The sequence below is a fragment of the Streptomyces sp. NPDC090108 genome (assembly GCF_044747185.1).
Lineage (GTDB): Bacteria > Actinomycetota > Actinomycetes > Streptomycetales > Streptomycetaceae > Streptomyces.
In genome coordinates, this window is sequence record NZ_JBIVDQ010000008.1 from 273,577 (window position 1) to 295,841 (window position 22,265).

Sequence of the window (22,265 nt, forward strand, 5' to 3'; positions counted from 1 at the left end):
AGGCAGAGCCCGGAAAACGGGCGGCACAGACCGACTGTCACCCTCTGCTCGCCGGTGCTCGCATTCTGTCGCTGACGGGATTGCCTTCCGGTCCGAGGCACGATGAGGCCAGGCACTTGAAACGACAGAGATTCGGGCAACCCAGTGGGGCGCCGTTAGACTTCGTAGCCCCATCCGGCTAGCTGTCCCGATCAGCTGCCACCGCCGAAGACCGACGGCTACTGTGCTGCCACAAGGCAGCCGGATGCACGCTGTGAACATGCGGCCGAACCCCGCGGCCCCCGCGCTGGCTCAGCCTGCGCGTCTGGAAGGAGATCGGAATGTCAGCGCCGGAGGGCACAAAGCCGCTCAAGGTTGTCGAAATCTGCGCCGGCGCCGGAGGCCAGACACTCGGGCTGGAGCGGGCCGGCTTCCGCCATGATCTCGCCGTGGAGCTCGACCACAACGCCGCCACGACGCTCAAGCACAACCTGGTGAAGTTCCTCGGCTACAGCGAGGACGAGGTGAAGGACACCGTGCGGGTCGGGGACGTAGCTGACACCGCAGTCTGGGATCCAGCGCAGTACACGGACAAGGCCATCGATCTTCTGGCGGGTGGTGTCCCGTGCCCGCCCTTCAGCATCGCCGGAAAGCAGCTGGGCGCCAACGACGAGCGTGACCTGTTCGCCTGGGCGGTAGAGCTCTGCGGGAAGATCCAGCCGAAGGCTCTGCTTCTTGAGAACGTGAAGGGGCTGAGCGCCAACCGATTTGCCGCCTATCGCCAGCACGTCCTCGATAAGCTGCGGGAATACGGCTACATCGGCGAGTGGAAACTCCTGCAGGCCAACGAGTTCGGCGTATCCCAGCTCCGCCCCCGCTTCGTACTCGTCGCCCTCCGGCCTGAGTACGCCCAGTACTTCAGGTGGCCAGAACCGCACGCCGAGCCGGCCCCGACGGTGGGAGAGCTCCTCGAAGACCTCATGGGCAGCAACGGGTGGGAGCAGGATCAGGTCGAGAAGTGGGTCGAGAGGGCCAACGCGATCGCTCCCACGATCGTCGGGGGCTCGAAGAAGCATGGCGGCGCCGACCTCGGCCCGACCCGCGCCAAGCGTGCGTGGGCTGAGCTCGGGGTGGACGCGATGGGCGTGAGGAACACCCCGCCGGAGAAGGGGTGGCAGCCCGCGGACGGTGTGCCTGGTCCCAAGCTCACCACTGCCATGGTGGCCCGCATCCAGGGCTGGGACGATATCCAGCCGGTGGCGACCGATGGTTCCGAGGAGATCAAGGAGTTTCACTGGGAGTTCCCCGGCCGCAAGACCGCCGTATACCGCCAGATCGGTAACGCCTTCCCCCCGCCTGTCGCGAAGGCGCTGGGGGAGTCCATCCGCGATGCGATTCTGCAGGTAGGTGAGCCGCGACTCCTCGTGGAAACGACGGATGCGGTTCTGGACCCCGTGTACAAGCTGCTTCGCGGTGAGCTCCGGGCGCTGACGGTCGAGCAGATCATCGACAGGCTGGCCAAGCAGGGGACTCAGATGGACCCGCCAGCCGTCGAGCGCCATCTGAATCACCTCAGCCACGACTTCGAGCTGATGACTGAAACCCGGTCGAACGGGGCGGCCGCTTACCGCGTTGGGGAGTTCAAGGCGTTCACCGGCCAGGAGGACCACCAGCGGCACGACCGGTTCGCGCAGCACCGCGCCAGGATCAGCTGATTCAAGGGCGGCACCGTCGCAAGACGGCTCTCGGACCGCCTGTCAGTGAATACTTCTGCGAGCCAGTGCAGCCGCCAGGATCGCGGCTGCACTGGCTCACACCGGCAACGCCGGCCGAGTCTGCGGCAAACCCCAGACGGACATGAACGGGGCGATCGCCTCAGGGACCAGCGTCCGGCCGCCGGTACCCAGAATGCCGGGCACGACCGCGTGCTCCGGGATACTGAACCGCGCCGACTCCCAGTGCGCGTGGCGGTCCCGGTCCTTCGGGGCGGCCGTGCTGAGCCAGTCACGGCAGACTGTCACCACGTTTAGCGCGCAGCCATCCGAGCCGACCAGTACGGCCGTGAGCAGCCAGTCGGGATCCCTGCGCATCACCTCGTACTCAGGCCGGGTGAGGTGAACGACCAGACGTGTTGGATCAGTTGTCGCTTTGACTTCAATATGCCCGACAGCTCCGTCCCGCAACTCCGCATGGACGTCGTATCCGTAAGCGTCAGAGATCGCGGCCACATGGACGGTACGGGCCGCACCGCTCCGTTCCAGGAGCTGGACAATCGCACGTTCGCCAGCAATGCCGGTCTCCCTGCGGGCAGCCTCCACGTCGGGAGTCCACCGCACCTGGGCGATATGCAGAGCTGCGTCCCGGTCATGCTGCTCAGACGGATTCACCTTGATCAGCGAGCGGCCGCCCGGCGTGATGAGACCCCGGCTGACCAACCAGGCCAGCCCGTCCGCGTACTGAACCGGCGTGAGGTCCGAGTAATCAGGATGATGAGTGAACAGTGACCGCACACGCGGGATATCAGCCACGTCGAGATACTCAAGCCAGCGCAGTGCGGCACGGCGCGTCCCTTCACCTGGCGCCATGCGCATCCATGTGCTTCAGCAGTGCGCGAACGTCGGCCATGTCCATCCCCGCTGCCAGAGCTGGTTCCTCCTTAAGGTCTGCCAGCTGCTGCACAGAGGAGTCATCCAGGATCTGCCCCATGAACGCGAGCTTGTCCTCCAGCCGGTGCGCGACCACCTCATCAATCGTGGCTTCGGCGGCAAGCACCGTGACGCGCGTCTCCGTGCCGGGGGCGAGCCCGAGCCGGTGAATTCGGTCGAGACTCTGCAGGAAGCGCCCTGCCATGAAGTCCCGGTCCACGTAAACGGCGTCGTGGCAGACGTGATGGAGACTGATGCCTTCTCCGAGGGTGGCCGGATTCGACAGCAGCACATGGCAGTCAGGGTCGCTGCGGAATCGCTGGATCTGCTCCTCCCGGTCGGGTGTGCTGCCGTGGACGACCGCGGGCTGGTAGCCGGCGAAGAGCTTCTCCATCGTCGTCAGGCTCCGGACGAACGTCGACCAGACCAGGGTCTTCCGGCCCATCGCGGCGTTCTCGGCGACGATACTCAGCGCCTCCTTGTACTTGGGAGACAGCTCGTAGTCCGGCAGCCGGTGCAGCAGCGAGTACAGCGAATCGGTCTCGGGTACAGCGAGCGGCGGTACCAGGTACGAGAGCGGCGAGTACCGGCTCTCCCCCTCTGCCAGGAGTGCAGGACTGGTCGCCGCCATGAGGAGGCGCAGGGTCGCCTTGCCGAGTGCGTCGAAGTCGGAGCGCCCCGCTTCGGCACGCGCGGTGAAGTTTCCAATCAGCGCGTCGTACAACTCGCGGTGGAGATCGGGCAGCTGGACATAGCGAATGCGCGTCTCAAAAGGAGGCAGGCCCAGTTCGCTCTTGGTGGTACGCGTGAACATCGGCCTCAGCACGCTGCTTGCGTAAGCCAGATCACCGCCGGCCACTGCCTGGGTAACGACCCGCCGCCCATGACCTGGCCAGACGAAGGACAGCAGGTTCTCCAAGTCCCGGGCACCATTGGGAGCGGGCGTGCCTGTCAGGATGAGACGCCGCCGGGCGAGCGGCCCCAGCGCCATACAGGCGCCTCCGTAGGTACCCTGAGCTCCCAGTTTCATCCGGTGTGCTTCATCGAGGATGAGCACCGCGGGTGCCGCACGGAGCCAGGATGCCAGGGCGTTCAGGGAGCGGTCGAGACGCTCGTAATTGACGATGAGCACGTCCGTACCCGGGTCCGGGGCCCCATCCATGACTCGTACGGTGAGGGGCTCCTTGAAGCACGTCTCACTCTCGAATCGCCACGATTCATAAGCCGACTTGGGGCTCACCACAAGAAGCCGGCGGGCATCGCCTCTCGCGCGCATCGCCGCGAACACCGCCAGCCCGACGCGTGTCTTGCCGGCTCCCGGTACGGAGAAGTTCGCGCCGTGCTGCATGGAAAGCAGCTGAGCGATGTCCCGCCGCTGGAAGTCCGTGAGTTCAGCGCACCAGTCCAGGCCGAGGTGCTGGATTACCTCGTCTGGTGTGACAAGGTGCGTAGCTCCCGGGTTGGCGAGAAGCTCCTCGGCTCGGTCCGCGTCGTCGAGTACCTCGCCGACAAGCGTGACAAGATCCGGGTCCCACTCGACCGACTCGGTGTGCGGCCATGCGGTCAGGGCGTCGAGCCCTGTCAGAAAGTCGTCGAGGTCGATCTCTACGGCCAGCGAGGTCCGCTGTCCGCCCGCCGGGAAGCGGATGGACAGCCTCGCGAAGTCGCTTTCCAGCCCCGGGGCCGCCCTCAGCACCGCCCGGGTACGGGTGGCGTCGAAGGCGATCCGCAGGGTCGGCTCCGTGGTCACGGTCACGCGCCCTCCTGGCGCACCGCGTCCAGGAGCCACGAAACACCGTCTCCCGGAGCCTTGATGCTGCGCTGAGTCGCCACCGCGAGCTTGGTCAGCGACTGCCGCAGGACGAGCACTGCCTCATCGAAGGCTTCCTCGTCCAGGCTGTTGGATGCTTTGGCGAGAGTGAGATCGGTGACGCACTGGTCGATGTCCTGGCATGCGTCAGCGATCCGGTCCGGCGCCGCCTGCTTCCGCTTCCGCACCCGGGCGTCCTTGCCAGCGGGCTCCAGCGCGGCCTCAACCGCGTCCTTCACCGTCGAGAACGCTCTCGCTGCCGCCGTCCCGCGTTCGGTGAACTGCCCGTCCTCAGCGGCCCCGACGGCCTTGGCCTTCAGCACAGCGTCCGTAAGCGCCTTGGCCTCGGCGACCTTGGGAGCCGCGGACTTCACCGTCCGGTTGAGTCCCGGAATAGCCACAGCTGTCGTGACGGACGCTTCAGGCTTCAGTGAGGCGGGCAGCCGCTGATCCAGGTACCGTGCCCGGAAGTCGGGCTCGATGAGACGGACGTCCGTCTTGGAGAAGCCCAGAACAATCGCGGCGAGACGATTTTCCTTGAGCATCTCCGCGTTCTCACGGTTGCCCGCGACTTCTTTGGCGTAGCGGCGGTGGAGTTCGCGGAGCTTTTCCTGGTGCTGCTCGAAGTCCAGAAGGCGAAGCTGGGCGTCTCCGTCCCTGGACCGGTCGATCAGGTCACGCAGGCAGGAGAGGATCCACAGGTCCTGCTCACAGGTAGACGTGCGGATCCGGAACTCACGGGCGATATCCGCCATGCCGCGTCCCAGCAGATGCTGCTCCTCGATGGCGAGCAGCCGGTTGATGTAGGAGTAGTCCCGGCGCTGGTCCGGACGGAGCTGAAGCGAGAGCTCAACCGCGTTGATGTCGTCCCAGGTACAGGATTCAGGCAGCACGCCGACCCGGATGTTCGCGACACCCAGCTCCTTGAGCGCCGCTCTGCGGGTGTTGCCGTTGACGAGGATCCCGTCGCGCGTGATGAGGCCGGGCTCGTTCTGCCGGTACTCGCGCAAGCTCTCCGCGAGATTCTCGAACTCCGGATCCTTCTTCGACGGATCCGCCGGCAGCGCCATGAGAAGGAAGTGCAGGTAATCCTGGCTCTCAGGGCTCCACGGGTCCTCGTCAAGCCTCAGATCCTGTGCCGGATCGTGGCTGCGCTGAGCCCGGATGCGATGCGTTCCCGGGTTGTAGTAGAGAGAGTCCACCGGCATGTCGATGACCTCGACGTGCATCGGCTTGGTGCGCCACTCCACGGTCAGGGTTTCACGGATGCCACCACCGCTGGTGGCCTCCTTCAGTCTCTTCTCAACCAGCGTCTGGTTCTGCTGTGCCAGCGGCGGCCGGCCGAAGTCCTTGCTCACGGAAGCCTTCTCCTGCGGAAGTGTCTGTCAGATCCTCCCGGTGAGGCCGGCCCGGGGCCGGCCTCACCGGGAACTGTGCTGCTGCGAGTGTCAGTCGCCGGACGAAAGCGCCTGGCGGATCCTCGCCCGCGACTCCTCGGGGAGCGTGCGGTAGTCCGCCCAGATCAGCTCCACCCTGCTGAACTCGCGCTTATCCGCGTCGATCCAGTCCGTGAGCATCCTGCGTTCCATGCCACTGAGGCCCTCGGCGCCGGCAAGAACCTTCCCGGCGTCCGCCGTCAGCCCGCGCCCCCCGACCCGGCACCTGTTGCACTCTGCGACGAGTTCGACGGCCTCGCTGCCGTCCGGCTGCCGCACTACCCGGCGTGCGATGTCCAACTGTGCCGACTCGTAGGTGCCGGCGTAGATTTCTCCCGGGGCGATACCGCAGGAGCGGCAGAAGTGCCCGTCCTTCGCGAGAACATCGCGACGCTGGGTCTGAGTGATCGTCGCGCTAGGCCGCGTCCCCTTGCCCGGCTCCCACACCGGCTCTCCCTGCCGGACGAAGCGCTGCTCGTGCTGGCCGAGGGAAGCGTCCTCCCGGTTGGTGTCGATCTGCCAGCCGTGATCGCGCAGATCCCGTACCCGGCGATCCGCCTGGCTTACGCCGGGGAAAACCGCCTTGACGGCCTCCTTGGTGAAGATGTTGCCCTCCCCCACCTCGGTCACGAGCCAGAGCGCCGCGCGCTTCATCGTGCCGAGCTTGGTGTCCTCGTACGACGGAAGAGTCATTCACGTTCCCCTTACGCAAGATCCTCTGAAACCGCTGCTGGCCAGACGGCGGTGGCCGCCGCGACCCAGCCGAGCGAGGCTCCACTGTCACCCGGGCAGCACCCAGAAATCCAGGGCTGCAAGACCTTCACGGGAAACGCGTACGTCACATCCGCCATGGAACCTTCACGACTGATACCTCGTCACTCACACTTGAGACACGCAAGGTGTGACGTCTGAGGAAGGGACAGGTGTGACCGGCAGAACACAGAAGTGGAAGGACATACCGAGTCAGTACTCCCCCGAGCTCAGGGAGTTCGTGGCCGGTATGCGTGAACTGAAGAAGTCCACATTGCTGACGCAGGGGGAGATCGCAGCGGCCGCAGGGGTAGCGGCAAGCACGTACTCCAGCTACCTCAACGGCTGGAGACTGCCCCGGGAGAAGGATCTGCGGACGATCTACGAGGTCATCTCGAAGGACGTCCGGCGGCGGGGCACGGCTTTGCCGAGCTCTCTTGGCGACCTTCGCACGCTTCGCGAACGCGCGTCACGCTGCGCTTCCTGCACTCGGCGCACAGGAGGTACTGAGGCTCCCGCCCCCGAACCGCCCTCTGGAGAAGCTCCCCCGGCCGCGCGGCCTCAGCCGGCTCCCCGGCCTGTTCGAAACCGGGTGCGAAAGCAGCTGCGCAGGCGGGTACGCAGATACGGCAGCCGCCACACGACGTCCGTGCCGCCGCGTACGGAGGTGCCGGTCCCCCTCACCGGGGGGGACCGGCACCTGACACCCGTGGAGAGCCCCGCACTTGCCGCCGAGCTCGCACTCCTTCACCGCAATCAGGCCGCAGGGCGCGTTCGCGACAGCTACATGCTGGTGTGGAACAAGGCCCGGAGGATCGCGCCGGGAGACTTCCCCGGGACTGTGGCCGCGTATCGGGCGTCCGGGCTGGAGGAGGCGGCCGAAGCGCTGGTGCGGACTGTCGCCGTCGAGCGCGATGTGCACGCTGTGCTCAACATCGTGGCCGCGCTCCACGACAGCCGTCAGTACACCGACGCACAGGCCGTACTGACGGCAGCCCGTACGGACCTCTGACCGGCCGCCGGCCAGCCCGGGCCGGGGCAGCGGGCACGGGCGTCACGCGGCGCGCATCTGAGGCTGCATGAGGAGCTCTCGCCGTAAAAGTTGACAAGCCTCGACTCAAGCACAATGAACCCTCGTGTCCGGCGTTAGCCTCACCTCAGCCCAATAGGGCAGACAAGGACAGACGAACACATACGAGGAGGCCCCTCATGGCCAAGGTCCCCAGTGCGGTGGTGGCTGCCACCGGGCTCGTCGGCGGTTACGGCGTCGCTCGCTGGACCAAGAAGCGGCAGCTCGGTGGGGCCGTGCTGGCCGTCGCGGGGGTCGCTGCCGCGCGGCAGTGGCGTACGCAGGCCGGCGGGAAGGCGGCCAGTGCGCTGACCGCCGCGTACGTCGCCGCGTTCGCCGGGTCCCACCCGCTGGCCAAGAAGGTCGGTGCCTGGCCGGCGGTCTTCGGCGTCGCGGGCGCCGTGGCCGCCGCTTCATGGGCCGTCGCCGACCGCCGGGGCTGAGGCCGAGGTGGCCGCCGACCGCCGGGGCTGAGGCCGGGGTAAGCCGGGGTGAGGGGAAGGGTGCCATGGAGCGCCCCCCCTTCCCCCATCGGCCCCGGGCCGGTCAGGCCGGTGTCTTCTCGGCTCCCTGGGTCGCCGTCAGCGGTGTCGCGATGTCCTCCAGTGAGCGGCGTTCCGCTCGTACCGCCAGTGCCGCCGCGACCAGGCCCGCCGCGCACATCAGGGCCGCGCCGATCTGGAACGCCAGCACCGTGTCGCCGACCTTGCCCGTGCCGGTGAGGTCGGCGAAGAGCAGGGGGCCGCTGATGCCGCCCGCCGCGGTGCCGATGGCGTAGAAGAAGGCGATGGACATCGCCCTGGTCTCCATCGGGAAGATCTCCGAGACCGTGAGGTACGCGCTGGAGGCGCCCGCCGAGGCGAAGAACAGCACCACGCACCAGCAGGCCGTCAGCGTCACCGCGTCCAGCGAACCGTTGCCGAACAGCCACGCCGTACCGAAGAGCAGCAGCCCGGACAGCAGGTAGGTCGAGGAGATCATGATCCTGCGGCCGACCGTGTCGAAGAGCTTGCCCAGCACCAGCGGGCCGAAGAAGTTGCCGACGGCGATGACGGCGAAGTAGTAGCCGGTACGGTCGGCGGGCACGTCGAAGAACCGGGCCAGGATCGCGCCGAAGCCGAAGGTGATGGCGTTGTAGAGGAAGGCCTGGCCGATGAAGAGCGAGAAGCCCAGGACGGCACGCCTGCGGTACCGGCCGAAGACGGTACGGGCGATCTCCCTGAAGCTGACGCTCCCCCGCTGATGGATCTCCAGCACGCCCGCCGGCTCGGCGAGCGGCTCCCCCTGCTCCGCCTCGATGCGGCGTTCGATGCCGCCGACGATCTCCTCCGCCTCCCGGTCCCGGCCGTGGATCAGCAGCCAGCGCGGGCTCTCCGGCACATGCCGTCGTACGAGGAGGATGACCATGGCCAGTACGGCGCCCAGGGCGAAGGTCAGCCGCCAGCCGATGTTCGCCGGCAGCAGCGCGGTGTCCAGCGCCACGATCGACAGCAGCGACCCGCCCACGGCGCCGAGCCAGAAGCTGCCGTTGATGATCAGGTCCACACGGCCGCGGTGGTCGGACGGGATCAGCTCGTCGATCGCGGAGTTGATCGCCGCGTACTCGCCGCCGATGCCGAAGCCGGTCAGGAACCGGAACAGGAAGAACCACCACGCCTCGGTCGACAGCGAGGTCAGCGCCGTCGCCGCGAGGTACACCGCCAGCGTGATCATGAACAGGTTCTTGCGGCCGAAGCGGTCGGTCAGCCGGCCCCAGAACAGCGCGCCCACGCAGGCACCCGCCACGTACAGCGCCGCGGCGGTACCGGTGACCTGCTCGGAGGTGATCGACAGACCGCTGCCCGGTTCGGAGAGGCGGCCGGCGATGTTGCCGACGACCGTGACCTCCAGGCCGTCGAGGATCCACACCGTGCCCAGACCGATCACGATCGTCCAGTGCCAGCGGGACCAGGGCAGGCGGTCGAGCCGGGCGGGGATGTCGGTGGTGATGGTCCGCAGTCCGCCCTCGTTGCGGCCGGCCTCGCCCCCGGGGCTCCCGGCTCCCGCGACCCCACCCCGGGCGCCATCACTCCGGGCGCCCCCACCCCGGGCGCCGTCATTCCGGGCGCCGTCATTCCGGGCGCCGTCATTCCGGGCGTCCCCACTCCCGCCCCCACCGCGTGAGGTCCCACTCCCGGCGCCCCCACCGCGGGAGGTCCCGCTCCGGGCGGGCACGTCGCTGGGGGGCCCGGTTTCCGGAACCCCGCTCCGGGACGTCCCGGCTTCCGCCGCTCCGCCTCCCCTCCCGCCGGTACGACCGGTACGGCCGCCGGCGATCCCGTCTCCCGTGGTCCCACCGGGCTCCGGCCTCGGCTTCTCGGCTGCGCTCATTCGGGCTCCCTCCGCTCCGAAGGACGGATATCGGGTGCCCGCGTCCCGCCGGAACAGACCACGCGGCACGCCCCGGCACACCACCCGTAAGGGGCGGGAGAACTGCTCGTAAGGGTGCGAGGAGGACGGCGAGAGCCGGCTCCCGCAGCCCAGGGCCTCTACCCGGAGGGCCGGGCTCCCGCAGCCCAGGGCCCCTACCCGGAGGGCCGGCTTCCCTCGCCTCAGAGCCCCGCCCGGAGGGCCTGCATCAGCCGTCTCCGGCCCCCACCCGGAGAGCCGGGCTTCCCCCGCCTCAGGGACCCACCCGGAGAACCGGCTTCCCCAGTCCCAGGGCCACGCTCCGGCGGCCGTCGCCCCGGTCACCGGCCCGCAGGCCGCCACCCCGGTCACCGGCCCCGCGCCCTCACCCCCGCCCCCTCACCCCCTCACCCCCTCACCCCCTCACGCCCCCACTCCCCGCGACACCGCGTAGATCACCAGGCCCGCGAGCGACCCCACCACCGTGCCGTTGATCCGGATGAACTGCAGGTCCCGGCCGATGTGCGCCTCGATCTTCCGCGTGGTGTGCTCCGCGTCCCAGCCGGCCACGGTCTCCGTGATCAGGGAGGTGATCTCCTTGCGGTAGGTCGTCACGACGTGGACGGCCGCGCCCTCCACCCAGCTGTCGACCTTGTCCTGCACCTTCGGGTCGGTCGCCATCCGCGAGCCGAGCGAGAGCAGGGCGGCCCGCACCCGCAGCCGCAGCTCGCTGCGCTCGTCCTCCGCGGCGGCCACGATCATGGACCGGACGGCCGTCCACGCGGACGCGATGAGGTCCTGCACCTCGCCGCGGCCCAGCACCTCGCTCTTCAGCCGCTCCACCCGCGCCCGCGTCTCCGTGTCCGACTGGAGGTCGGAGGCGAAGTCGGTGAGGAAGCGGTCGAGGGCGCCGCGCGCCGGATGCGAGGGCATGTCGCGCGTCTCGGCCACGAAGCGCAGCAGTTCCCGGTAGACCCGTTCGCCGACCTTGCGGTCCACGAAGCGCGGGGTCCAGCCCGGCGCGCCGCCCTCCACGGCGTTCATGACGTCGTGCCGGTGCAGCTCCAGCCAGTCGTGGGCGCGCGTGACGACCAGGTCCACGAATCGGCGGTGGCCGCCGTCGGCGACGATCCTGTCCAGCATCTTGCCGAGTCCGGGGGCGATCTCCCGGGCGTCGGCCCGGCGCGTGATCGCCTCACCGACCACCGCCTGCACGTCGGAGTCCCGCAGCACGGTCAGGGCGCCCCTGAGCGCGGTCGCCAGTTCGGCGGTCACCCGGTCGGCGTGCGCCGGTTCCGCGAGCCACGCGCCGAGCCGGCTGCCGATGCCGACGCTGCGCAGCCGCTGTCGTACGACGTCGGCGGAGAGGAAGTTCTCGCCGACGAACTCGCCCAGCGAGACGCCCAGCGCGTCCTTCTTCGTGGGGATGATCGCGGTGTGCGGGATCGGCAGGCCGAGGGGGTGCCGGAAGAGCGCGGTCACCGCGAACCAGTCCGCGAGCGCGCCCACCATGCCCGCCTCGGCGGCCGCGGCCACGTAGTCCGTCCAGGCGCCCGCGCCCTGGTGCGAGGCCCACTTCGCCAGGACGTACACCACCGCCACGAGGAGCAGCAGCCCGGTCGCCGTCAGCTTCATGCGCCGTACCCCGCGCCGGCGTTCCTCGTCGGCCGGGGTGAAGGCGGTCATGGTCCGGTAGGACTCCGTCCGGGGCCCGCGGGACCCGGGCGCCCCCTCCGGCTCCGGCCTTTCCGTCTCTTCCGCGCTTTCCATCTCACTCCGCCCGTTCGGTGATTCCGCACACACATTGTCCCTTCAGAGACGACTCCCGGAACGGAACAGGAGTTCCCCGCGTCTGTGCGGACGGGGGTACGGGCAGGGCCCTGTCGGACCGCCCGCGACCATGAAGCATCATGTGTTCATCGGATCGGAGCCCCCACGCTCCCATCTCCCGAGGAGAACAACACCAGCGTGACCAAGCGCCATGGTTATGCCCTGCTGAGCACGATCGCCGCGCTCGTCGTGGCTCTGTCAGCCGTCATCTACATCACCGTCGCGGGTGACGACGGCGGCACACGCAGCACCGTCGCCGACGGCCGCCCCCACCGCGACGCCAGCGCCGCCCCTGCCTCCACCGGTACCTGGGTGGGTTCCTGGGCCACCGCGCCCGTGGGCGGGGAACCGGGCACGGAGACCGCCGGTCTGGCCGGCAGCTCCGTGCGCAACGTCGTCCACGCCGGCACCGGGGGGACCGGCGCCCGTGTCACCCTGTCCAACCTCTACGGGCAGTCCCCGCTGACGATCACCCACGCCTCCCTCGCGCTCTCCGCCGGTGCCGGTACCCCCGCCGCCACCGCTGAAACGATGCGGCGCCTGACCTTCGACGGCGGCACCGGCGTCGTCATACCGCCCGGCGGCCAGGTCGTCAGCGACGCGGTACGGCTGACCGTCCCGCACGACACCGACGTGCTGATCACCACCTACTCCCCCACGCCCTCCGGCCCCGTCACCTACCACCCGCACGCACGGCAGACGTCGTACGTCGCCCGGGGCGACGCCACCGAGGACGCGACCGGCAGCCCGTACACCGAGCAGACGCCGTACTGGCGCTATGTGACGGGCCTCGACGTGCTGAGCAACGAGGCCGACGGCACGGTCGTCGTCTTCGGCGACTCCATAACCGACGGCATCACCTCCACCGCCGGCGCCGACCGCCGCTGGACCGACGTCCTCGGCGGGCGTCTGCGCACCGCCCTGCGGAGCGGTGAGCCGCTGCCGCGCTACGGCGTCGTCAACGAGGGCATCAGCGGCAACCAGGTCCTCGCCGACGGCCTCGGCCGGCCCGCCGAGAACCAGAGCGGCCTCGGCCGCTTCGGCCGCGACGCGCTCTCGCGCACGAACGCCAAGGTCGTCGTCATCGACCTCGGCATCAACGACATCCTGCGCAACCCGAAGCTCGCCGACCCCGACAGCATCACCGGCGGCCTGCGCACCCTGGTCCGCCAGGCCCACGCCCGCGGGCTGCGGGTCGTCGGCACCACCCTGATGCCCTTCCGCGGCCACCGCGGCTGGACGCCCGCCCGGGACGCGGTGCGCGAGCGGGTCAACGCCGAGATCCGGGCCGGCGGTGTGTTCGACGCCGTCGTCGACTTCGACAAGGCCCTCCGGGACCCCTACGACCCCCGGCACCTGCGCCCCGACTACGACTCCGGTGACCACCTGCACCCCAGCGACCTGGGCTTCCGGAAGATGGGCGACACCTTCGACCTGCGCCTGCTGAAGGGCGCGGGACAGGCCGAGCTGTAGCCCCCGCCCCCGGCGGTCCCGGCCCCGGCGGTCCTGGTCCCGGCCGCCCCGCCGCCGTCCACGGCGGCCTCCCGCCCCGCGACTCCCCCTGGGTTCGCGGGGCGGCCCATGGGGCCTGGCGTCCGCCAGGGGGCTCCGGTCCGGGAATACTGGCCCCCATGACCCGCTTGATCCTCGCCACCCGCAACGCCGGAAAGATCACCGAGCTGAGGGCCATCCTCGCCGAGGCCGGCCTGCCGCACGAACTGATCGGCGCCGACGCCTTCCCCGACGTCCCGGACGTCAAGGAGACCGGCGTGACCTTCGCCGAGAACGCCCTCCTCAAGGCGCACGCCCTCGCCCGGGCCACCGGCCTGCCCGCGGTCGCCGACGACTCCGGCCTCTGCGTCGACGTCCTGAACGGCTCGCCGGGCATCTTCTCCGCCCGCTGGGCCGGCCGCCACGGCGACGACAAGGCCAACCTGGACCTGCTCCTGGCCCAGCTCTCCGACATCGACGCGGAGCACCGGGGCGCGCACTTCGCCTGCGCGGCCGCGCTGGCCCTGCCGGACGGCACCGAGCGGGTGGTCGAGGGACAGCTCCGCGGCGTCCTGCGGCACACCCCCGCCGGCACGAACGGCTTCGGCTACGACCCGGTCCTCCAGCCGGAGGGCGAGAGCCGGACCTGCGCCGAGCTGAGCCCGGAGGAGAAGAACGCGATCAGCCACCGCGGGAAGGCGTTCCGTGCGCTGGTGCCGGTGGTGCGGGACCTGCTCGGCTGATCCTCGGAAGGGCTTCGCGCCCGCCTGAAAAGGAACGGCTCCGCACCTTTGAATCCAAGGTGCGGAGCCGGTGCGGCCGGTGGGATTCGAACCCACACGGGATTTCTCCCACGGGCTCCTAAGGCCCGCGCGGCTGCCGTTACGCCACGGCCGCCCGACACGGTCGACGGGGTCGACCGGCAGCGTTCAGTGTAAGGGCAGCGCAAGTCGTGCGGCGAGAGGGGTTTTGCTCCCCCGCGAGCACCAAGGTGCGCGCCGGAGAATGGCAGTTGGGACACGGGGGCACGGGTTCACCCGGCCCACCGCGGCCCGCCCTTCCCCGGGCACACCGGCACCGGACGGGATCAGATGCCCAGGTCCTTGATGATCTTGGCGACGTGGCCCGTGGCCTTGACGTTGTACAGGGCGCGCTCGACCTTGCCCTCCTCGTCGACGACCACCGTGGAGCGGATCACGCCGACGACCGTCTTGCCGTAGAGCTTCTTCTCGCCGAAGGCGCCGTAGGCCTCCAGGACCTCCTTGGCGGGGTCGGCGAGCAGGGTGACCTGGAGGGACTCCTGGTCACGGAACTTGGCCAGCTTCTCGGGCTTGTCGGGGGAGATGCCGATGACGTCGTAGCCGGCGCCGGCCAGCAGCGAGAGGTTGTCGGTGAAGTCGCAGGCCTGCTTGGTGCAGCCTGGTGTCAGCGCGGCGGGGTAGAAGTAGACGATGACCTTGCGCCCCTTGTGGTCCGCAAGGGACACCTCGTTGCCGTCGGCGTCGGGCAGGGTGAAGGCGGGGGCCACGTCCCCGGGCTGCAGTCGCTCGCTCATCGGGCCAGCCTAACCGGGGGCCCTTGCCGTGCGGTGAGGCCAGAAGCTGACAGACTGTTCAGGAAAGCATCAGCAGACCACTTCGGAGGCCGTACGGTGGCGGAGACGTCGGACACCAGAACACCGGCGCAGATCGAGGCGGACATCAAGCGCCGTCGCGACGTGCTGGCCGAGACGCTCGACGAGATCGGGGTACGGGTCCACCCGAAAACGATCGTCGGGGATGCCAAGGCGAAGGTCGTGGCCGATCTCGATCACACCTTCGGACGGGCGTACGTCACCGTCAACGGGCTGCTCAGCGAGGTGCGGGAGCAGTTCGTCGACGACGAGGGCGAGCCCCGGCTGGACAGGATCGTGCCCGCCGCGCTGGTCGTGGTGGGAGTGGTCGGGCTGATCGCCCTGGGCTCCCGCCGGCGCAAGCGCTAGGCCACCGGGACACGGGCCCCGACACGGGCCCGAGGGCCTCGGTCCGGATGTGCGGACCGGGTGGCGCCATGCCACCCGGGCGCGTGCGCGTGTCCCGGAGACAGGTAGGTTCAGGGCGTGAGCGCCAACAGAAACCAGCAGGGCACCTCCCATCACGACAAGCTGCCCATCCGGATGCTGCACGACCGCGTCCTCGTCCGGCAGGAGACCGGTGAGGGCGAGCGCCGGTCCGGCGGCGGCATCCTGATCCCCGCGACCGCGGCGGTCGGGCGGCGGCTGGCCTGGGCCGAGGTCGTGGCGGTCGGCCAGAACGTGCGGACGGTGGAGCCCGGCGACCGGGTCCTGTACGACCCCGAGGACCTGGCCGAGGTCGAGGTGCGGGGCGTGGCGTACGTGCTCATGCGCGAGCGTGATCTGCACGCGGTGGCCGCGGACCGCTTCGAGGGGTCGGAGGACTCCACCGGGCTGTACCTCTGAGCGCCTGAGCGCGGGGCCGCGGCGGCTCGCCGACGACGGCGGAGGGGCCGGTGACCATCGTCACCGGCCCCTCCGCCGTCGTTTTTGTTAGGTTCGAAGGAGCAGCAGCCCGACGAGACGCGCCGTACCGGGACGCAGGAAAAGACGACGCACCCCAGTGAAGAGTCGTCCGTCCCGGAGGTGCCTGTCATGGCGTGGGTTCTGCTTGTCGTCGCCGGTCTGCTCGAAGTGGCCTGGTCGATCGGGATGAAGTACAGCGACGGGTTCACCCGCCCCGTGCCCAGTGTGCTCACCGGCGCCGGGATCGTCGCCAGCATGGTGCTGCTGTCGTACGCGGCCCGCACTCTTCCCATCGGTACGGCCTACGGCGTGTGGGTGGGGATCGGGGCGGCCGGGGCGGCGGTGCTCGGCATGGTGGTGCTGGGCGAGCCGGTCACACCGGCCAGGGTGTTCTTCGTGTGCCTGCTGCTGGTCGCCGTGGTGGGGCTGAAGGCGACCAGCGGTCACTGACGAGGTCCGGCCCCGGCACGGAACGGACGGGAACGGAACGGGTCCCCGGCGGAGAACCGCCGGGGACCCGTCGTGTCGTGCGGGCTCGATGTCAGTCGAGGAACCCCTGGCCCACCGGTCCGGCGGTGGTGCCCGCCGTCCCCGTGGCGCCCGCTGTGGCTCCGCCCTGAGCCCCGCCGCCGCCTCCGCCGGCCGCGGCTCCGCCGCCGGCCGCTCCGCCGCCGCCCGTCGGGTCGCCCCCTCCGGTGGCGGTGGCTCCGCCGGCCGCCGCGCCTCCGCCGGTCGCGTCCGCGCCGCCGGTGGTCGTGGTGGCGCCGCCGTCGGTGGTGCCGCCGCCCGGGGGCGTGGTGCCGCCGTCACCCTGACCGCCGTCGGCGGGCGAGGTGCCGGTGGTCGGCGTGCTCGTGGCACCGCCGGCGTCCTGGCCGGCGGTGGCACCCGGGGTGGCCGGGGCCAGGGTCGGGGGCGCCTCGACCTCGGCGCCCTTCTGGAGCTCCAGCTCGAAGTCGGCGGCCGGCTTCCCCTTCAGCGCGTCGCGCGTGTACTGGGCCCAGATCGCGGTCGGGGGGCCACCGCCGTTCATGCGGGGCTGGTTGAGCGCGTAGTACAGCGACTTGTGCTGGGCCGTGACCGGGTCCTGGCCCATGACCGAGACCACCGTGGCCAGGTCGGGGGTGTAACCGGCGAACCAGGCGGCCTGGTCCAGCTCGGCGGTGCCGGTCTTGCCGGCGGCCGGGCGGCCGGCGGCCTTGGCCGCGATGGCGGTGCCCTTGTCGACCACGCTCTGCAGCACGGAGGTGGTGGTGTCGGCGGCCTCGCGGCTCACGACCCGCCGGGTCTTCTGCGCGGGCAGCGGGACGTCCTCGGCGCCGTTCTTGGTGATCTTCTCGATCATCGTGTACGTGGCGCGCTTGCCGTGGTTGGCGACGGTCGCGTACGCCTCGGTCATGTCCAGGACGCTGGCGGTGGAGGTACCGAGGGCGATGGACGGGGTGGGAGAGAGGTCCGGGGTGTCGGCCGGGATGCCGAGGTCGATGGCGGTCTGCTTGACCTTGGCACCGCCGACGTCGGCGGCCATCTGCGCGTAGACGGAGTTGATGGAGAGGTCGGTGGCCATACGGACGGTGACGTTCTTGCCGTAGGACTTCTGGTCCTCGTTCTCCGGGTTGTAGACCCCGCCGTTCCAGCCCTGGACGACGCGCTTGTTGGTGCCGTCGTAGTAGGTGTTCGGCGTGATCGGCTTGCCGCCCTGCGTGGTCGAGCCGTTCTGGATCGCCGCGGTGAACACGAGCGGCTTGAAGGTGGAGCCGACCTGGAAGTCACCGCGGGTGGCGCCGTTGGTGTACTGCTGCACGTAGTCGATGCCGCCGTACATGGCGACGATCTTGCCGGTCCGGGGGTCGACGGAGGCACCGCCGGCGCGGACGTAGCTGTCGGCCTTGTTGGTCTTCTTGTGCAGCTTGGACATCAGCTGGTCGTCGACGGCCTTGACGAATGCGTCCTGCTTCGGCTTCTGGAAGGTGGTCGTGATGCGGTAACCACCGCCGCGCAGCTCCTCCTTGGTGAGGATGTGGTGCTCGGTGATGTAGTCCTTGACCGCCTCGACGAGGTAACCCCGCTGCCCGGACAGGGCGGTGGAGACCGTCTGCTGCTTCGGCATGGGGAACTTGATGCCGGCGCGGTCGGTCGCGCTCAGCCAGCCCTTGGTGACCATGCCGTCGAGGACGTAGTTCCAGCGGGCCAAGGCCGCGTGCTTGTTCTCGGGGTGGGCGACGATGTCGTACTCGCTGGGCGCGTTGACGAGCGCCGCGAGGTAGGCGGCCTTGCCCGGGTCGAGGTCGATGGCGTCCTGGCCGTAGTAGGCCTGGGCGGCGGCCTGGATGCCGTAGGCGTTGCGGCCGAAGAAGCTGGTGTTGAGGTAGCCCGCGAGGATCTCGTCCTTGGACTTCTCGCGGCCCAGCTTGACCGAGATGAAGAACTCCTTGGCCTTGCGGGAGAGGGTCTGCTCCTGGGCCAGGTAGTAGTTCTTCACGTACTGCTGGGTGATCGTGGAGCCGGACTGCTTGCCCTTGCCGGTCGCCGTGTTGAAGGCGGCGCGGAGCATCGCCTTGGGGTCGACGGCGGGCTCGGTGTAGAAGTCGCGGTCCTCGGCGGCGAGTACGGCGTGCTGGGCGTTCTTGGAGACCTCGGCGAGACCGACGTTCTCGCGGTTGACCTGGCTGTCGCGGGTGTCGCGGGCGATCTGCGAACCGTCGGCGTAGAGGTAGACGTTGGCCTGCCGGGTGGCGAGGGCGTTGGCCGGCGGGATCTTCACCATCGAGTAGCCGACGAAGAAGAGGGCGACGAGGGCCACGGCACCGAGCACGAAGGTGGAGAGCACCATGCGCCAGGTGGGGACGAGCCGCCGCAGGCCGGTGCGCTTCGGGCGCTTGGGCTTCTTGCCCTTGCCGCCGCCGCTGCCACCGCCGTCGCCGCCCTTGCCGCTGCCGCCGCCGTTGCCGGAGGCGCCGCCGGTGGAGGCGGAGGCGGACGTGGTGGAGGACGTGGTGGTGGCGGAGGCCGGAGCGGCGCCGGTGGTGGAGGAGGACTCACCGGTGGCCGCGGCGGCGGTCGCCGCCTCGAGCATGCTCGCCATGGCGGCCTTGCGTGACTGCGCGGGACCGCCCGGCCGTGCACCCGGCGCACCGGCACCGGACGCGGCACCGGCGGCAGCGGCGCCTGCGCCGGAAGCGGCGCGGGAAGCGGCTGCCGCTCCGGTACCGGCGGCACCCGCGGCTCCGGCGGCAGCACCGGCACCCGCGGCGCGGGCCGCTCCGGTGCCCGTACCGGACGCCTGCGCGGGTCCGGAGGGCGTCCCGCCGCTCTGGCCGCGACGCGTCGGATCACCCTGACGGGGTGCGTCGCCCTTGCGGGGCGCGTTCACCCGGCGCAGGACCTGGGTCGTCTCAGGAGTCTGTGCCTCTCCGGCACCGCCCTGGCCGGGACCGCCCTGGCCGGGACGGCCCGGCTTGGCGCCCTGCGGAGGCTTGATGCGCCGCAGGACCTGCGTGCTCTCCACCGACTGCCCGCCGTCGGCCGCCTGAGCACCGCCGGACCCGGAGCCCCGGTTCTGCTGGGCGCCCTGGTTCTGCTGGGCACCCCGGTTCTGCTGGGCGCCCTGAGCCTGCTCGGCGTTCGGACGGCCCGCGTCGGACCGGCGGTCGGTGCCGCCCTGACCCGTCTGACCCGTCTGGCGCGGCTGACCCGTCTGGCGCGGCTGACCCTGCTGACCCGTCTGCCCCTGACGGCCCTGCTGACCCGCTTGGGCAGCCGGACCCGGCTGGCCGGTCGGGCCCGCCTGCGCCGGGCGGCGCGTCTGGTCGGGGCGGTCGGCACGGGGGGCCGGAACACCGCCGCCGGGCGCGGTCCGGGAACCGGCTCCCTGCGCGGTACCGGACGACGCCTGGGGCGCCGAAGGTGCCGTGCCGTCACCCGGACGGCCTATGCCGGACCGGCCCGTCCGGTCACCGTCGTCACCACGGCCGGCCCGGTCCGTCGCCGGTCCCTGGCCCTCGGGCGCGCGGCCCGGACGGTCGCCGGGCCGGCCGGCCCCACGCTCCTGGCCGGCGGCCTCGCGACCCTGACCGCCCTGGTTGCCCTGGCCGCCCTGGTTGCCCTGGTTGCCGTGGCTGCCCTGGGCGGCACCGCCGTCGGTGCCCCGGGCGCCGGTGCGCTCGTTCTCGCGGCCCTCGCGGCCGGTGTTCCCGCCGGTCCCGCCGGCCGTGGGCGCAGCCCCCTGGTCCCCCTTCGCGGCCTGTTCGGCCCCCTGTGATGTGGCCGGGACATCCCGGCGGCCGGGCCCACCGGGCCCTTCAGCCCGCAGCGGTTGTCTTGACGCCCCGCCCTCGTTGGGCTGCTGCGGCTGCGGCTCGTCGCTCATGTCGTGCACGGACTCCTGTTTCGTCGTACGTTCCCGTACGCCTCGTACGCCTTCTGCGCCCCCTGGTTGAAGACTCTCGCACCTGGCATTCCGTTCCCGGATTCCGGCACGCTTCTGGCACGAAAACGCGTGGCCGTCGGCCGGGCTCCGGACTAGGCTCCTGCGCTTCGGTGCGAGCAGTCCGAGGAGGTGGACACGCGTGGGCGCTGGACGGTTGTACGCGGCTGTCGCGGCAGGGGGATTCAGACGGTACGCGACGTACCGGATCGCCACTGCGGCAGGGGTGTTCACCAACACGGCCTTCGGGCTGATCCTCGTCTACACCTACCTCGCGCTGTGGAACGAGAAGCCGCATCTGGGCGGATACGACCGTTCCCAGGCCATCACGTACGTGTGGCTGGGGCAGGCGTTCCTGTCGACGCTCGCGCTCGGAGGCGGCGGCGTCGAGGACGAGTTGATGGAACGCATCCGTACGGGGGACGTGGCGATCGACCTGTACCGGCCCGCCGACCTCCAGTTGTGGTGGCTGGCGGCCGACATCGGCCGCGCCTGCTTCCAGCTGCTGGGGCGCGGGCTGGTCCCGTTCGCCTTCGGCGCGCTGCTGTTCCCGGCGTATCTGCCGCGGGACGCGGGCACTTGGGCGGCCTTCGCGGTGTCCGTCGTGCTGGCGATGCTGGTCGGGTTCGGGATCAGGTACCTGGTGGCGCTGAGCGCGTTCTGGCTGCTGGACGGTGCCGGGGTGTCCCAGATGACCTGGCTCGTCGGGTTCTTCTGCTCGGGGATGCTGCTGCCGCTGAACGTCTTCCCCGGCGCGCTCGGCGAGACCGTACGGCTGCTGCCGTGGTCCTCGCTGCTCCAGGCTCCGGCGGACCTGCTGCTGGGGAAGGCGGATCCGCTGCCCACCTATCTGTTCCAGGGGGCGTGGGCGGTGGCCCTGCTGGGCGCGGGACGGCTGGTGCAGTCCGTGGCGACACGACGGGTGGTGGTCCAGGGTGGCTGAGGACGTCCGCGTACGGCAGGCCCCCGACCCCGAGCCGCCCGGGGCCGGGTCACCCGACCCGGAGCCGCCCGGTCCCGCTTGGTCCGGCCCAGCGCGGTCCGGCCCCGCGTGGTCAGGCCCCGGGTGGTCCGGCGCGGAGTCGCCCGGCTTCGGGCCCGCCGGGCGGCGCGCGCAGGTGCGGGCGGGCGTGCGGACCTATCTGCTGGTCGCGGGGATGTGGATGCGGTCCACGATGGCCTACCGGGCCTCCTTCGTGATGACCGCGTTCGGCAACTTCACGGCGACCTTCTTCGACTTTGTCACGATCATGCTGATGTTCTCGCAGGTGAAGGCGCTCGGCGGGTACTCGCTGCCGGAAGTGGCCTTCCTGTACGGGCTGTCGGCGGTGTCCTTCGGACTGGCGGACCTGGCGATCGGCTCGATGGACCGGCTGGGACGGCGGGTGCGGGACGGCACGCTGGACACGCTGCTGGTGCGGCCCGCGCCGGTGCTGGCGCAGGTGGCGGCGGACCGGTTCGCGCTGCGCCGGCTGGGCCGGGTGACGCAGGGATCGCTGGTGCTGGGCTGGTCGCTGTCCCGGCTGGACGTGGACTGGACGGCGGTGAAGCTGGCGCTGATCCCGGTGACGGTGGTCAGCGGGTTCGGGATCTTCTGCGCGGTGTTCGTGGCGGGCGCGGCCTTCCAGTTCGTGGCGCAGGACGCCTCGGAGGTGCAGAACGCCTTCACCTACGGGGGTACGACACTGCTGCAGTACCCGCCGACGGTGTTCGGCCGGGAGCTGGTGCGCGGGGTGACGTACCTGCTGCCGCTGGCCTTCGTGAACTGGCTGCCGGCCGGCTATGTGCTGGGGCGGCCGTATCCGCTGGGGCTGCCGTCGTGGGTGGCGTTCACACCGCCGCTGGTGGCCGTGGGGGGCTGCGCGCTGGCGGGGCTGGCGTGGCGGGCGGGACTTCGTTCGTATCGGAGCACAGGGAGCTGAC

At 70.4% G+C, this 22,265-nt stretch carries 18 protein-coding genes, 1 tRNA gene and 1 riboswitch; of the genes, 10 read left to right on the forward strand and 9 right to left on the reverse strand.

Features of this window, described 5'->3' with window-relative positions; all coding sequences use genetic code 11:
- Nucleotides 1–320 precede the first annotated feature (320 nt).
- The gene (locus ACIPRD_RS27600) at nt 321–1,694 is read left to right on the forward strand and encodes a DNA cytosine methyltransferase (protein ID WP_401566867.1); all 1,374 of its coding nucleotides are present in this window, start codon (nt 321–323) and stop codon (nt 1,692–1,694) included.
- Between the two features lie 96 nt (nt 1,695–1,790).
- On the opposite strand, the gene ACIPRD_RS27605 is transcribed toward ACIPRD_RS27600, so the two are convergent.
- From ACIPRD_RS27605 to ACIPRD_RS27620, 4 genes are all read right to left on the reverse strand, one after another.
- On the reverse strand, nt 1,791–2,570 hold the full coding sequence (locus ACIPRD_RS27605; protein ID WP_401566869.1) for a protein NO VEIN domain-containing protein: 780 nt from the start codon (nt 2,568–2,570) through the stop codon (nt 1,791–1,793).
- A complete protein-coding gene (locus tag ACIPRD_RS27610; RefSeq protein ID WP_401566871.1) occupies nt 2,551–4,380 on the reverse strand; it encodes a DEAD/DEAH box helicase in 1,830 nt (609 codons plus the stop codon). Before ACIPRD_RS27610 ends, ACIPRD_RS27605 begins: the two co-directional genes overlap by 20 nt.
- Entirely contained in the window at nt 4,377–5,792 is a 1,416-nt protein-coding gene (locus ACIPRD_RS27615; RefSeq protein ID WP_401566874.1) for a transcriptional regulator, read from the reverse strand. The genes ACIPRD_RS27610 and ACIPRD_RS27615 overlap by 4 nt, the downstream gene beginning before the upstream one ends.
- A 90-nt stretch (nt 5,793–5,882) precedes the next feature.
- Nucleotides 5,883–6,563, reverse strand: a complete 681-nt coding sequence (locus ACIPRD_RS27620; protein WP_401566875.1) for a hypothetical protein — start codon at nt 6,561–6,563, stop codon at nt 5,883–5,885.
- A gap of 766 nt (nt 6,564–7,329) precedes the next feature.
- On the opposite strand from ACIPRD_RS27620, the gene ACIPRD_RS27625 reads away from it, so the two are divergent.
- A complete protein-coding gene (locus ACIPRD_RS27625) occupies nt 7,330–7,632 on the forward strand; it encodes a hypothetical protein (protein WP_401566878.1) in 303 nt (100 codons plus the stop codon).
- A 197-nt stretch (nt 7,633–7,829) separates the two neighbouring features.
- The gene (locus ACIPRD_RS27630) at nt 7,830–8,132 is read left to right on the forward strand and encodes a hypothetical protein (RefSeq protein ID WP_401566881.1); all 303 of its coding nucleotides are present in this window, start codon (nt 7,830–7,832) and stop codon (nt 8,130–8,132) included.
- A gap of 103 nt (nt 8,133–8,235) precedes the next feature.
- On the opposite strand, the gene ACIPRD_RS27635 is transcribed toward ACIPRD_RS27630, so the two are convergent.
- On the reverse strand, nt 8,236–9,687 hold the full coding sequence (locus ACIPRD_RS27635; RefSeq protein WP_401567056.1) for an MFS transporter: 1,452 nt from the start codon (nt 9,685–9,687) through the stop codon (nt 8,236–8,238).
- Between the two features lie 813 nt (nt 9,688–10,500).
- The gene (locus ACIPRD_RS27640) at nt 10,501–11,847 is read right to left on the reverse strand and encodes a DUF445 domain-containing protein (protein WP_401566883.1); all 1,347 of its coding nucleotides are present in this window, start codon (nt 11,845–11,847) and stop codon (nt 10,501–10,503) included.
- Nucleotides 11,848–12,045: 198 nt separating this feature from the next.
- On the opposite strand from ACIPRD_RS27640, the gene ACIPRD_RS27645 reads away from it, so the two are divergent.
- Nucleotides 12,046–13,380, forward strand: a complete 1,335-nt coding sequence (locus ACIPRD_RS27645; protein ID WP_356396770.1) for an SGNH/GDSL hydrolase family protein — start codon at nt 12,046–12,048, stop codon at nt 13,378–13,380.
- Nucleotides 13,381–13,538: 158 nt separating this feature from the next.
- The gene (rdgB, locus tag ACIPRD_RS27650; protein WP_401566886.1) at nt 13,539–14,141 is read left to right on the forward strand and encodes an RdgB/HAM1 family non-canonical purine NTP pyrophosphatase; all 603 of its coding nucleotides are present in this window, start codon (nt 13,539–13,541) and stop codon (nt 14,139–14,141) included.
- A gap of 71 nt (nt 14,142–14,212) precedes the next feature.
- On the opposite strand, the gene ACIPRD_RS27655 is transcribed toward rdgB, so the two are convergent.
- Nucleotides 14,213–14,295 (reverse strand) — tRNA-Leu (locus ACIPRD_RS27655).
- Nucleotides 14,296–14,485: 190 nt separating this feature from the next.
- The gene (gene bcp, locus ACIPRD_RS27660) at nt 14,486–14,953 is read right to left on the reverse strand and encodes a thioredoxin-dependent thiol peroxidase (RefSeq protein ID WP_356396765.1); all 468 of its coding nucleotides are present in this window, start codon (nt 14,951–14,953) and stop codon (nt 14,486–14,488) included.
- A gap of 96 nt (nt 14,954–15,049) precedes the next feature.
- On the opposite strand from bcp, the gene ACIPRD_RS27665 reads away from it, so the two are divergent.
- The 3 genes from ACIPRD_RS27665 (at nt 15,050) to ACIPRD_RS27675 (ending at nt 16,366) form a co-directional block, all read left to right on the forward strand.
- Complete coding sequence (locus tag ACIPRD_RS27665; RefSeq protein ID WP_356396762.1) at nt 15,050–15,379, forward strand: DUF3618 domain-containing protein; 330 nt, start codon at nt 15,050–15,052, stop codon at nt 15,377–15,379.
- A gap of 174 nt (nt 15,380–15,553) precedes the next feature.
- Nucleotides 15,554–15,856: a co-chaperone GroES gene (locus ACIPRD_RS27670; protein WP_356399002.1), complete on the forward strand. Its 303-nt coding sequence runs from the start codon at nt 15,554–15,556 to the stop codon at nt 15,854–15,856.
- An 86-nt stretch (nt 15,857–15,942) separates the two neighbouring features.
- Nucleotides 15,943–16,010, forward strand: a riboswitch (guanidine-III (ykkC-III) riboswitch).
- Between the two features lie 35 nt (nt 16,011–16,045).
- Nucleotides 16,046–16,366: a multidrug efflux SMR transporter gene (locus ACIPRD_RS27675; RefSeq protein WP_356396759.1), complete on the forward strand. Its 321-nt coding sequence runs from the start codon at nt 16,046–16,048 to the stop codon at nt 16,364–16,366.
- 91 nt (nt 16,367–16,457) lie between these two features.
- Here the strand turns inward: ACIPRD_RS27675 and ACIPRD_RS27680 are convergent, their stop codons facing one another.
- Nucleotides 16,458–19,001 carry a transglycosylase domain-containing protein gene (locus ACIPRD_RS27680; RefSeq protein WP_401567059.1) on the reverse strand — a complete coding sequence of 848 codons (2,544 nt, stop codon included), beginning with the start codon at nt 18,999–19,001 and terminating at the stop codon, nt 16,458–16,460.
- Between the two features lie 1,483 nt (nt 19,002–20,484).
- Here ACIPRD_RS27680 and ACIPRD_RS27685 point away from each other — a divergent pair.
- Both ACIPRD_RS27685 and ACIPRD_RS27690 read left to right on the forward strand, forming a co-directional pair.
- Nucleotides 20,485–21,285, forward strand: a complete 801-nt coding sequence (locus tag ACIPRD_RS27685) for an ABC-2 family transporter protein (protein WP_356396756.1) — start codon at nt 20,485–20,487, stop codon at nt 21,283–21,285.
- 187 nt (nt 21,286–21,472) lie between these two features.
- Nucleotides 21,473–22,264, forward strand: a complete 792-nt coding sequence (locus ACIPRD_RS27690; protein ID WP_401566890.1) for an ABC transporter permease — start codon at nt 21,473–21,475, stop codon at nt 22,262–22,264.
- The last annotated feature ends 1 nt before the right edge of the window (nt 22,265 follow it).

Excerpts from the sequence above, each read along its gene's own strand:
- ACIPRD_RS27600 (WP_401566867.1), top strand. The coding sequence starts at position 321 with ATGTCAGCGCCGGAGGGCACAAAGCCGCTCAAGGTTGTCGAAATCTGC.
- ACIPRD_RS27605 (WP_401566869.1), bottom strand. The coding sequence starts at position 2,570 with ATGCGCATGGCGCCAGGTGAAGGGACGCGCCGTGCCGCACTGCGCTGG.
- ACIPRD_RS27620 (WP_401566875.1), bottom strand. The coding sequence starts at position 6,563 with ATGACTCTTCCGTCGTACGAGGACACCAAGCTCGGCACGATGAAGCGC.
- ACIPRD_RS27630 (WP_401566881.1), top strand. The coding sequence starts at position 7,830 with ATGGCCAAGGTCCCCAGTGCGGTGGTGGCTGCCACCGGGCTCGTCGGC.
- ACIPRD_RS27640 (WP_401566883.1), bottom strand. The coding sequence starts at position 11,847 with ATGGAAAGCGCGGAAGAGACGGAAAGGCCGGAGCCGGAGGGGGCGCCC.
- rdgB (WP_401566886.1), top strand. The coding sequence starts at position 13,539 with ATGACCCGCTTGATCCTCGCCACCCGCAACGCCGGAAAGATCACCGAG.
- bcp (WP_356396765.1), bottom strand. The coding sequence starts at position 14,953 with ATGAGCGAGCGACTGCAGCCCGGGGACGTGGCCCCCGCCTTCACCCTG.
- ACIPRD_RS27670 (WP_356399002.1), top strand. The coding sequence starts at position 15,554 with ATGCTGCACGACCGCGTCCTCGTCCGGCAGGAGACCGGTGAGGGCGAG.
- ACIPRD_RS27675 (WP_356396759.1), top strand. The coding sequence starts at position 16,046 with ATGGCGTGGGTTCTGCTTGTCGTCGCCGGTCTGCTCGAAGTGGCCTGG.
- ACIPRD_RS27680 (WP_401567059.1), bottom strand. The coding sequence starts at position 19,001 with ATGGCGAGCATGCTCGAGGCGGCGACCGCCGCCGCGGCCACCGGTGAG.